The organism is Clostridium sp. LS3, assembly GCF_055330225.1.
Map to the genome: position 1 here is coordinate 741,990 of NZ_CM143921.1, position 12,281 is coordinate 754,270.

General features: G+C 26.6%; 9 protein-coding genes. 8 read left to right on the top strand and 1 reads right to left on the bottom strand.

The window, feature by feature from the left end; translation table 11 throughout:
* Nucleotides 1–50 precede the first annotated feature (50 nt).
* On the bottom strand, nucleotides 51–1,007 hold the full coding sequence (locus ACZJV1_RS03445; RefSeq protein ID WP_463651447.1) for an LCP family protein: 957 nt from the start codon (nucleotides 1,005–1,007) through the stop codon (nucleotides 51–53).
* Nucleotides 1,008–1,174: 167 nt separating this feature from the next.
* On the opposite strand from ACZJV1_RS03445, the gene ACZJV1_RS03450 reads away from it, so the two are divergent.
* From ACZJV1_RS03450 to ACZJV1_RS03485, 8 genes are all read left to right on the top strand, one after another.
* Complete coding sequence (locus ACZJV1_RS03450; protein ID WP_463651448.1) at nucleotides 1,175–3,481, top strand: cell wall-binding repeat-containing protein; 2,307 nt, start codon at nucleotides 1,175–1,177, stop codon at nucleotides 3,479–3,481.
* 46 nt (nucleotides 3,482–3,527) lie between these two features.
* Nucleotides 3,528–5,585, top strand: coding sequence for a family 10 glycosylhydrolase (locus ACZJV1_RS03455; protein WP_463651449.1), 2,058 nt, complete (start codon nucleotides 3,528–3,530; stop codon nucleotides 5,583–5,585).
* Between the two features lie 392 nt (nucleotides 5,586–5,977).
* Entirely contained in the window at nucleotides 5,978–6,634 is a 657-nt protein-coding gene (locus ACZJV1_RS03460; protein WP_463651450.1) for a sugar transferase, read from the top strand.
* A 50-nt stretch (nucleotides 6,635–6,684) separates the two neighbouring features.
* Nucleotides 6,685–7,701, top strand: a complete 1,017-nt coding sequence (gene galE / locus ACZJV1_RS03465; RefSeq protein WP_463651451.1) for a UDP-glucose 4-epimerase GalE — start codon at nucleotides 6,685–6,687, stop codon at nucleotides 7,699–7,701.
* Nucleotides 7,702–7,747: 46 nt separating this feature from the next.
* Nucleotides 7,748–8,797, top strand: coding sequence for a mannose-1-phosphate guanylyltransferase (locus tag ACZJV1_RS03470; protein WP_463651452.1), 1,050 nt, complete (start codon nucleotides 7,748–7,750; stop codon nucleotides 8,795–8,797).
* Nucleotides 8,798–8,824: 27 nt separating this feature from the next.
* Nucleotides 8,825–9,565, top strand: a complete 741-nt coding sequence (locus ACZJV1_RS03475; RefSeq protein ID WP_463651453.1) for a WecB/TagA/CpsF family glycosyltransferase — start codon at nucleotides 8,825–8,827, stop codon at nucleotides 9,563–9,565.
* A 7-nt stretch (nucleotides 9,566–9,572) separates the two neighbouring features.
* Nucleotides 9,573–10,781, top strand: a complete 1,209-nt coding sequence (locus tag ACZJV1_RS03480) for a glycosyltransferase (RefSeq protein WP_463651454.1) — start codon at nucleotides 9,573–9,575, stop codon at nucleotides 10,779–10,781.
* A gap of 8 nt (nucleotides 10,782–10,789) precedes the next feature.
* On the top strand, nucleotides 10,790–11,983 hold the full coding sequence (locus tag ACZJV1_RS03485) for an O-antigen ligase family protein (RefSeq protein WP_463651455.1): 1,194 nt from the start codon (nucleotides 10,790–10,792) through the stop codon (nucleotides 11,981–11,983).
* Nucleotides 11,984–12,281: the final 298 nt, after the last annotated feature.

The window sequence follows — 12,281 nt, forward strand, 5'->3', positions numbered from 1 at the left end:
GGAGCGAAGCGACGGAGTAAGCCATATTATATACACACTTTTTAGGTGAATTATTCAATTGAAAATAAAAATTTATGTAGTTCTTTAGTAGTTCCTTCTATATCTATATTAGTATGATACATATCAGTAAAACCAGCACTTATAATGTTGCCATCTGAAGGGAATCTTCCTTGCTCAATATTACTTAAACCCATTCCAAGTGCTTTATTTGAAATAGATATAATTTCAGAGTTTGAAAGGTTAGTTGTAACTAATGGTAAAATATCATTAACAAGACCTGGCATTTCAGTTAAACTAATATCTTTAAATTTAACAAATAAAGCTTCTAGAACATCTCTTTGACGTTCAGTTCTTCTAAAGTCTCTTCCTTCTGTATATCTTATTCTACAATAAGCAGAAGCTTGGGTACCACTTAAAAGCTGTTTTCCAGCTGTAGTTATATGCTGAGTCTTAGTACCATTATTTTTATCAATATCATCTATGTAACTGTTAATATACTTTAACTCATCTTGAGTTATTTGCATTTCTATACCACCAAGAGAATCAATTATCGTAGGTAGTCTTTTTAAATCAACTTGTACAAATTTATCTACTTTTAGATTAAAGTTATAATTTATAGCTTTTAATATTGAACTAGGACCACCATCTAAAATAGTATAGTTTAAGTTCATTTTACCACCATCAGGTAAATCTAAATAAATGTCTCTCATTAGTGAGCAAAGCTTTATTTTATTATTTTTAGTGTCTATAGCCAAAATCATAGTCGCATCAGCAGAACTTACATCATAAAATTTAGAATAGTCACTTCCAAATAAAGCTATAGTTATAACATCATCAGCTTCTTTAGGTGCTTCCTTTCCTGTGTCAGTAACTTCAGATCTATCTACCTCAACTCTTGAAACCTTACTAGATAAATAGTATGTATATGTTAATCCTGAGCCTATTAAAAGTAAAATTACTACTGCAATTGTAATAAATACTTTCTTCTTTAATGTCATTTTTTTCATTTATAATCCTCCTCATATTTAGAACCTAGGGATATTATATCAAAAATAAGGTAATATTGGGAATACAACACTAAACTTTATATTAAATATTGGTAATTGATGTTAAATGTAAAAAGTGATAGAATTATTATTAGTTGTAAATATTTTGGAATTTAAGGGAGAGAAGAATGAAAAAAATTATATCTGTAATAATATCTTTACTACTTTTTACACCATCAATAAAGCCTTTGGCTGATAGTACTATTGAAAACAATAATATATATAATTATATGATAGAAAATGGTACAAGCCTTGGTGTTGATAACCTGAGTGATAATTCAGAGAATAACAACTTACCTTTAATGGCTAATGGTGTTGAAAAAACAATTAATAATATAGTTATACTTATAAGATTTAAAGGTGAAAATGAATTTATGAATGAAGAAAAATCTAATCAGTTATATAATTCATATAATTTATTTAATGATTTAAATAATGACAAAGTTTCAGATTTAGGATCTATATCTCTAAATTCATATATTAATGATTTGACTTATGGTGAGATAAAAGTAAATAGTAGTTTTTATCCTAAAGAAAATAATACATATTTATCTATTGAAGCTCCACAAACTAGAGGGTTTTACGAGAAATATGTTGCTGGAGGCAAAGAAGAACAAGAATTAATAAAATGGGCATTTGATTCAGTTAAAGATAATATAAATTTACCACAAAATGAATTAGATAAAAATGGAGATGGGGAAATAGATGTAGTTACTTTTTTATGTAGTGGAGTAACTACAGGAAGTAATATGCTATGGCCTCATGAAACAAAATTTTCAGGTGATACATCATTAAATGGAAAAAAACTTTCTACTTATAATTTGATTAATGTAGGTACTAATGAAAATAATATTTTTAATAAAAATTTATTAAAGATAGCAATACATGAATTTTTACATGCATTTAACTATCCTGATTTATATAGATATTACTATAGAGGAAATCCAGTTGGTGAATGGGATGTAATGGCTAATACAGATGGGTATGGACAACTTCCTTTAGTATATACTAGAAACTTTTATAGTAATTTAAATATGAATATTCAAGAAATAAAAGGCGATGGAGTTTATACTTTAAAGAGCTCACAAAGTTCAAATAAGAACGATGTTGTAGCTTTTAAAATTAAATCTCCTTTATCAGATAAAGAATATTTTATGGTGGAGTTTAGGAAAAATTCAGGGAATTGGGATTCTACTTTACCAGGCTCTGGACTTATAGTTTACAGAATAAATGAAAATGTAGATCCATATTTAGGTAATAGAAATGGATATCCAGATCATATTTATGTATTTAGATCAGGAGATATTAATAATACATATGCAGCAGGAAATACTAGAGCCGCATTTTTATCACAAGAATCTGGTAGGACAAGCATAGGAAATAATAATGTAAATAGTGGATTTAATTCTAATAATTTATTTTTTGATAATGGAGAAAATAGTGGAATTGTAATTTCAGAAGTTGGAAGTGCAAATGGAGATGAAATAAGCTTTAAAGTTACCTTTCCAAAGGTAAATAATGAAGTGAAATTTACAAGTATTATAGGAACTGATAGATATGATACTGCAGCAAAATTAAGTAATTCAAATTTTAATAGCTCAGATATAGTTGTACTAGTTAATGGAATAGAGCTAGCAGATGGTCTGACAGTTACACCTTTAGCTTCATTTTTAAAGGCTCCAATATTATTAACAGAGATTAATAATATTCCAATTGAAACTATAAATGAAATAAAAAGAATTGGAGCAAAAAAAGTAATAATAGCAGGGGGAGAAGGGGTTGTATCTCCAAATGTAGTTGAGCAATTAAAGAAATTGGGAATATATAATATAGAAAGACTAGCTGGAAAAGATAGATATGAAACATCACTTGAAATTGTAAAATATATTGATGCAAATTGTTATGACGTTGAAAATATAGTTATAGCAAATGGATATGCTGAGGCTGATGCAATGTCTATTGCAGCCATTTCAGGAAGAGACAAAATGCCAATTATATTATCAGAAACAAATAGTTTAAATAATAATAGCTATAATTGGTTAAGAAGTGAAGCCTTACAAAATTCATATATAATTGGAGGCACAGCAGTAGTATCAGATAATATATTAAATACTATAAACTTAATAACTGCTTTAGATATAAGAAATAATAGGTTGGGTGGACTAGATAGATATAAAACTAATGCCTTAGTTATAGACAGGTTCTATGGTAATGAAATTAATAAAGTTTATGCGTCAAAGGGAATAGAGCTTATAGATGCACTAAGTGCAGGACCAGTTATTGCAATGAATAACGGAGCAATAGTTTTATGTGATAAATATTTGGATACAAATCAAAGAGCAGTATTAGAAAAAAGAGAAACTAGAGAAGTTATACAAATAGGTGGAGGAGTTTCAGAAAATACTTTATCAGAAACTATTAAAATCCTAAATTAATGCTAAAAATTTTTATAATAAGTTGATGGAAGAAAAGGGGTATATTATGAAAAAATTTAAAATACCAAGTATATTAATAATAATATTTACAATATTTAATTTACTAAAGGTTACTCCAAAGGCAGTTGTAAATGAGGACATGCAAGCTGTATGGATAACTACAGTTTATAATAAAGATTGGCCAAGTGTTGATTCAAGAAATAATGTGTCAGCACAAAAGCAAGAATTTATAAATATATTAGAAAATGTAAAAGCAATTGGTTTAAACACAGTTATAGTACAAGTTAGACCAAAGGGAGATGCCTTATATAAATCTAATATAAATCCATGGTCAGAAGTGTTAACTGGGATTCAAGGGAAAGATCCAGGTTATGATCCACTAGCTTTTATAACAGAGGAAGCACATAAGAGAGGAATTAAAGTTCATGCGTGGCTTAATCCTTATAGAGTAACAACAAGTGGTACAGATGTTAATTCATTATCAGAAAATCACTTTGCTAGAAAAAATCCACAAACAGTTATCACAGATGGTAAAGCTTTATATTATAATCCAGGATTACCAGAAGTAAGACAACATGTTATTGATACTGTAGATGAGATAGTAAGAAACTATAATGTCGATGGAATACATTTTGATGACTATTTTTATCCAGGAAATAATGTAAATGATAGTGATGCTTATTCAAAGTATGGTAATGGAATGGACATAGGTGATTTTAGAAGAAATAGTGTTAATGAATTAGTTAAAGCTGTTTATAATAAAATAAAAAGTGTTAATAGAAATGTAGAGTTTGGAATAAGTCCAAGAGGAATTTGGAAAAATAATTCAACTGACTCCACAGGCTCTGATACAAGAGGTGGACAAAGCTATTATGATATTTATGGAGATACTAGAACTTGGATAAAGAATGAATGGTTAGATTATGTTGCACCTCAAGTTTATTGGGAAATAGGAAATAGTGCTGCTGATTATTCAAAACTTATACCATGGTGGTCAAATGAAGTTAACGGAACAAATGTAAAGTTATATATAGGGCATGGTATATATAAACCTACAGTTGCAAAAGAAATAGATAAACAAATAGGTTTAAATAGACAATATCCAAATGTAAGGGGAAGTATATTCTATACTTATACAGATATAAAAAACAATGTTGAAGGTGTAAAGGATAAAATTGCAAATTCATTAAAAGTTCCTGTAACTACACTAATAGGATTAGACAGATACGAAACAGCAGTAAAGCTAAGTCAAAGCCAGTTTAATAAGTCAGATACAGTAGTAATAGTTAATGGAGTAGAAATGGCAGATGGGTTAACAGCAACACCATTAGCAACTCATTTAAATTCTCCTATACTATTGTCAGAGATAAATTCTATCCCTAGTGCTACTAAAAATGAAATTACTAGATTAAATGCTAAAAAAGCAATAATAGTAGGTGGAACTGCAGTAGTAAGTTCTAACGTAGAAGCATCTTTAAGAAATCTGGGTATTACTACAATAGAAAGATTAGGTGGAATAGATAGATATGCTACTTCTTTAAAAATAGCTCAATATATAGATGCTAATCTTTATGATGTTGAAAATGTAGTTATAGCTAATGGTTATGCTGAAGCAGATGCAATGTCTATAGCCTCTATATCAGGAAGAGAGAGAATGCCAATTATACTATCAGAAGTTAATAGCTTAAATAATAATAGTTACAATTGGTTAAAAGGTGAGAGCCTAAATAATGCATATATAATTGGCGGTACATCAGTTTTAAATAATAATGTTTTGAATATAGTTAATGGAATAACTGCAACAGATATAAGTGGAAATAGATTAGGTGGAGCAGATAGATATGATACTAATGCAATGGTAATAGAAAGATTTTTTGGTGAAAAGCTTAATAAGGTTTATGCTACAAAAGGAATTGAGTTAGTGGATGCATTAAGCTCTGGTCCAATTGCAGCCTTAAATGGAGGTCCTGTAGTTTTATGTGACAATGATTTAAATAATTCACAAAAAAATATTTTAGGTTATAAAAATGCTAATTCAATTATACAAGCTGGAGGAGGAGTTTCTCCTAATGCTATAAATTCTTTAAGAATTGCATTAAAATAGATAGTAAGTGTATTTAACAGTTTATAAAGTAGTTGTATAGATTATTTTATAAACTGTTTTTATTTATATATTTAAAAGTTAATATTTAATTATAAGAGTAGAGGAAAAATAATATTAAATTCGACAATTATATTTTATTTAGTTATATCAATAAAAGTAGTAATATGATTAATTTTTATGAAACATCAATATTTAAAAATGATTTTAATTTAAACTTTAAAATAATAAAAAAATTATATAAAAAATTCAGAAATCTACTGGATTATCACTTATTTTCAAGTATTTTTTTTACTGAAATTATATGATATAATTATCTTTAGCGAAATGTGAATACTGTTGAAGGATTAATAATAATGTAGAAATTTATTAATCAATAATTAGGGGGATGTACTTTGAGTGATATTAATTTAGATATTAATGTAGAAGTAAGAAAGAAGGAAAGCAGAGTAATATATAATTTTTTTAAAAGAATAATTGATATTGTAGGTTCATTATGTGGGTTAGTAATATTAAGCCCTATACTAATAATTATAGGTGTATTAATAAGACTAGAATCTAAGGGACCTATTGTTTTTATCCAAAAAAGAGTGGGCAAAAATGGTAAAGAATTTGATATGTACAAGCTTAGGTCTATGATTGTAAATGCTGAAGAAATTAAAGAGAAGCTTAAAGAACAAAATGAAATGTCTGGGCCTATGTTTAAGATGAAAGATGACCCTAGAATAACAAAGATAGGTAAGTTTATTAGAAAGACAAGCATTGATGAACTACCACAACTATTAAATGTTTTAAAAGGTAATATGAGTCTAGTTGGGCCAAGACCAAGCTTACCTCATGAGGTAAAGGAATTTGATTTATGGATGTTGAAACGTCTTGATGTTAAACCAGGACTTACTTGTTATTGGCAAGTAATGGGGAGAAATAATATTGATTTTGAAGACTGGATGAAACTAGACGTTAAATATGTAAATGAAAGAAGCTTATGGTTAGATATAAAACTTATATTTAAGACATTTTTTGTTTTATTTGGGGATAGTAATGCTGCTTAAATTATATAAACTATAGATATATTGCTTGAAAATGTTTGGAGGTTTAGCATATGGCTATTTTTATTTCAGGAGGACTAGGTTATATAGGAAGTCATACAACAATAGAACTTTTAAATTCGGGGTATGATGTTATTATAGCTGATAACTTATCAAATAGTAATGAGATTGTTTTAGATAGAATAACTGAATTAACAGGAAAAAAACCTAAATTCTATAAAATAGATTTATTAAATGAAGAATGTGTAGAAAAAATATTTAAGGAAAATAATATAGAGGCTATTATTCATTTTGCAGCATATAAGGCAGTAGGTGAATCCGTAAGTATGCCTATTGAATATTATTATAATAATATAACTACAACTTTAGTAATTTTAAAATTTATGAAAAAATATGATGTTAAAAATTTTGTGTTTAGTTCATCAGCAACAGTATATGGAGATGCGAAAATTATACCAATAACTGAAGATTCTCCATTGTCAGCAACCAATCCATATGGTAGAACAAAATTGATGATAGAGGATATACTTAGAGATGTATATAAATCAGATAATAGTTGGAATATTGCACTTTTAAGATATTTTAACCCAGTAGGTGCTCATAAAAGTGGAAAAATAGGTGAAAATCCTAATGGTGTACCAAATAACCTGATGCCATATATTACAAAGGTGGCTGTTGGTGAATTAGAAGAACTAAGTGTATTTGGTAATGACTATAATACTCCTGATGGAACAGGAGTTAGAGATTATATTCATGTAGTTGATTTAGCAAAGGGACATATAAAAGCATTAGAAAAGCTAAATACTAATTCTGGACTTGTAACATATAATTTGGGAACAGGAAAAGGATATAGTGTATTAGATTTAGTGAAAGAATTTTCGAAGTTAAGTGGAAAAGAAATACCATATAAAATAGTAGCAAGAAGACCAGGAGATATAGCAATCTGTTATGCAGATCCTAGTAAAGCTAATAAGGAGTTAGGTTGGAAGGCAGAAAAGTCAGTAGAAGAAATGTGTGAAGATTCATGGAGATGGCAAAAAAATAACCCGAATGGATATGAGGATGTATGATTTTAAAGCTTATAATGTTACTAAGATATAGGAAGGTGAAATAGATATGATATGTGCTTTAATAATGGCTGGAGGAAAAGGTACTAGATTTTGGCCTTTATCTACAGAAGAAAAGCCAAAGCAGTTTTTGAATTTAATAGGAAAAGAAACGATGATTCAGATGACAGTAAATAGAATTCTTCCAATAATACCATTAGAAAGAATATTTATATGTACTGGAGAGAAATATATAGATTTAGTTAAGGATCAATTGCCTAATTTACCGGAAAGAAATATTATAGTAGAGCCAGAGGGAAGAAATACTGCTCCATGTATAGCTTTGTCAGCATTAGTTATTAAGAGATATTATAATGATGCTACTATGGTTGTTTTACCATCTGATCACTTGATTAAGGATGAAAGTAAATTTATAAATATAATTCTTCAAGGGAATAAATTTTTAAATGAAAGCAAAAATGCTATAGTAACTCTTGGAATGAAACCAGATAGACCAGAAACTGGGTATGGATATATAAATTACGGTGAGAAGGTATCAAAAACTATTAATAAGGTAAATAGATTTGTTGAAAAACCAAATAAGGAAAAAGCTGCAGAATATTTAAAGTCAGGAGATTATCTCTGGAATGGAGGGATGTTTATATGGAAAGTAGATACGATAATAAATGAAATAAAGAGATATGTTCCTAATATATACGAGGCTTTGTCAAGTATAAAAACAGTGAAAGAAGAAGAACTACAATATTATATAAATAAACAATATTGTAATACAGAAGAAATTTCTATAGATTATGCTGTTTTAGAAAAATCAAACGAGATATATGTTATACCAAGTGAGATTGGATGGGATGATATAGGTTCATGGAAATCTATAGAAAGATATAGAGAAAAAGATGAGGATGGAAATATTGCAAGTAATAATTCAACAATTATTGAGTCAGAAGAAAATATGATTATTAATAGCAATAAAAAAGTTGTTATGATAGGTGTAGAAAACATATTAACTATAGAATTAGATGACACTATATTTGTAGTAAATAAGGGCCTAATGGATAATTTAAAAGATTATAAAAATTATATAGATAATAGTACATTTTAATAATTAATAGAGAGTGTTGGATTTAACATGAATAGAATGAAATTTTTAAATATTGAAGTAGATAATTTGACAATTAGTGAGAGTATAGATGCTATAAATGCACTTATTAAATTAAGAAAAAAAGCATATGTAGTAACACCTAACGTAGATCATATTGTTAAACTGGAGAATGATAATGAATTTAGAGAGGTGTATAATGAAGCAGATTTAATTCTTACCGATGGAATGCCATTAATATGGATTTCTAAACTTCTAAAAACTCCAATTAAAGAAAAAGTATCAGGTTCAGATTTATTTCCTAAGGTTTGTGAACTAGCTAGCAGAGAAGGATATAGTATGTTTCTTTTAGGTGCAGCTGATGGCGTTGCAGAAGAAGCAGCAAGAAGACTTAAGGGTAAATATAATGGGCTTGACATTTGTGGAACTCTGTCCCCAATTTACGGATTTGAAAAAAGTGAAGAAGAAATAGAGAGAATAATTAAAATAATAAATAATGCAAAACCTGATATATTAGTGGTTGGATTGGGAGCGCCTAAACAAGAAAAATTTATATATAAATATAAAGATAGACTTAATGTTCCAATTTCATTAGCAATTGGAGCAAGTATAGATTTTGAGGCAGGAAATATAAAGAGAGCACCTAAATGGATGCAGAGATGTGGATTAGAATGGTTTTATAGATTCATAAAGGAACCTAAAAGAATGTTTAAAAGATATTTTATTGATGATTTAAAAATATTAAAAATTTATTTTAAATATAGAAAGTAGAGAAAATATGAAAATATTATTTTTAACAAACTTAATTCCGTTCCCTTTGGATAATGGAGGAAAGATAAAAACTTTTAATACAATAAAAATGTTAGCAGATAAATATGAAATAGATTTATTTTGCTATTATGAAGATGATAGTGAAATTGATTATAAGAAAGAACTTCTTAAATACTGCAAAAGTGTAACTATGATAAAAAAACAGATTGTTACAAGTAAAAATTATAAGTATATGATTAAATTAGCTTTAAAGAACTTATTTAACCGAACTCCTCTTACAATGATTAAATTTTATGATGAAAATTTATGTAGAGAGATAAATAATAAATTAGAGCATAACCAATACTCTTATATATATTATGATCATTTACAGTTAGCTGTATTTGATAAGAGTATTAAAAAAAATACTTTAAGAGTATTAGATCAGCATAACTGTGAGTCCTTTATCATAAAAGGTTACTATAAGTCAGAAAGAAATATACTTAAGAAATTATTTTTTTTATTAGAATATTTAAAGGTAAGAAATTTTGAAAAAAATATAATTTCTTCGATAGATAAATTAATATTATTATCTAATGAGGATATGAAATCTATATCAAATATAGTTAATATCAGCGATATAAATAAATTAGTTTCGCCTATAGTAGTAGAAAACCTAGGATATACAAAAAAAACAAATGATATTAAGTTAGATAATGCCATTAATATTTTATTTCTTGGAACTATGTCATGGTATCCTAATTATGAAGGGATTAATTGGTTCATTGATGAAGTGATTCCTTTACTTAATAAGAAATTAAAATATAAATTACACATAGTTGGAAAAGGAATAAATAATGAATTAATTTCTAAAGCAGAAAAATATGAAAATATTAATATTATAGGATATATCGAAGATATAAATGATGCATATACGATTTGTGATTGTATGATTGTTCCTATATTCACTGGTAGTGGATTAAGGGTAAAAATTATAGAAGCATTTTCAAAAGGATTTCCAGTTATATCAACAACTTTAGGCGCTGAAGGGCTAGATGTAGTTGATCATAAAAATATACTTATAGCAGATAATAAATCAGAAATGGTTGAAGCTATAGATGAACTCAAAAACTCTAATTTGTTAAGAAAGAAAATTTCGGATAATGCATATCAAACATATGAAGAAAAGTACTCTTTTGATGGAATTAAGAGTAATTTATTAGATTTTTTAGATTAGGAGTAGATATGAATAATATAATAACTTTACTATATATAATTACATATTTAATAGTTTATATTTTTAAGATTCCAGGCACTGAAGAAATAATATCCATAAGCAGTGTTTTATCAATAGTAATAATTATAATATTTATTTATAAAATTATTAGAGAGAATAAAGTAAAAGATTTTTTTATTAATGACTATTATATTAATACTATTATTTTAATTTATTCATTATATAAAATTTGTCTTACAGTATTAATTGACTCAACAATGATAGTTTATACTTTAACAAATGTCATACCAATTATAACCTTTGGAATATTATTATATGTATTACAAGGTAAAGATGAGCTTAATATGAAATTAGTTAATATAATGAAATTATCTATGATAATTTGCTTTATAGTATCAATTACAATTTATATATTTGGAATAGATACTATGCAGATATCATTTAATGAAGTTATAAAATTTATATATGGAAAAGAAAATTTAGAATTATATGGAGAGAGAAGGTTATCTTTTTTCTTTACTCATAAATCTAGATTTGCTGTATATATATTAAGTTTATATATGTTTATAGAATTATTTAAATATAATAAAACTAAAAAGATTATATTTATAGCAATTAGTTGTATATTAATATTTTTATCAAGCTCAATAACTGTACTAGGAATATATGTATCGGTAATATTTATAAATGAATTATATGAAAATAGAGACATTATAAAAAAATATATCACTAAAAAAATTATAATAGTAGGAGCAATTTTAGCTTCTATCATATGTGCTGCCTTTATTTATAGACTAAGTATAAGAACAGGGGTGTCGACATTAGGCTATAGAATACCAATATGGAGATCAGGACTAGAGTATTTTATTAATAATCCTATGGGTGTTATAAAACAAACGGAATTTTTTGTTATTAGTACAGGAATAAATGAAGGGTTTAATGCATTCCACTCTCATAATGTATTTATTCAAGAGCTAATTGGATATGGTATTCCAGCGTTTATCATGTTAACAAGTATATTTGTTATTTTATGCAAGAAATTTTATGGTTTAAATAAAAAAATCTTTGTAACATTTATTGGAATAATAATTGCGTTAAATTTTGATTTTATAACGGATATGGAATCAATAAACACGTTTTGGTATATGTTACCATTGTTGATTAATGTTTATAGAGGAAAAGATTTTATTAAATTTATATGATAGTTAGAATTATTTATAAATAACAAAACTAAGTAAACTAATTTGATCTTATTATAAGTAATTTTGCTATAATTTAAAAATATATTAGATTTCTTGACTTTCTATACATTAGCTGTATATTATTGTTTATTAGTATTAATTAGATGAATTTATGTATAATACGTAATTATTATAATAATTATTAAGGTTAGTATAGCTATTAATATAGTTATACTTCTTATTTTCTAATTAATAGTTATTAGATAATAATATTATTATTCAGATCTTAATGAAAAAAATGAGTAAAATATTATTTATT

Coding starts and splice junctions, on each gene's coding strand:
- galE (WP_463651451.1), top strand. CDS start 6,685: ATGGCTATTTTTATTTCAGGAGGACTAGGTTATATAGGAAGTCATACA.
- ACZJV1_RS03475 (WP_463651453.1), top strand. CDS start 8,825: ATGAATAGAATGAAATTTTTAAATATTGAAGTAGATAATTTGACAATT.
- ACZJV1_RS03450 (WP_463651448.1), top strand. CDS start 1,175: ATGAAAAAAATTATATCTGTAATAATATCTTTACTACTTTTTACACCA.
- ACZJV1_RS03470 (WP_463651452.1), top strand. CDS start 7,748: ATGATATGTGCTTTAATAATGGCTGGAGGAAAAGGTACTAGATTTTGG.
- ACZJV1_RS03445 (WP_463651447.1), bottom strand. CDS start 1,007: ATGAAAAAAATGACATTAAAGAAGAAAGTATTTATTACAATTGCAGTA.
- ACZJV1_RS03480 (WP_463651454.1), top strand. CDS start 9,573: ATGAAAATATTATTTTTAACAAACTTAATTCCGTTCCCTTTGGATAAT.
- ACZJV1_RS03485 (WP_463651455.1), top strand. CDS start 10,790: ATGAATAATATAATAACTTTACTATATATAATTACATATTTAATAGTT.
- ACZJV1_RS03455 (WP_463651449.1), top strand. CDS start 3,528: ATGAAAAAATTTAAAATACCAAGTATATTAATAATAATATTTACAATA.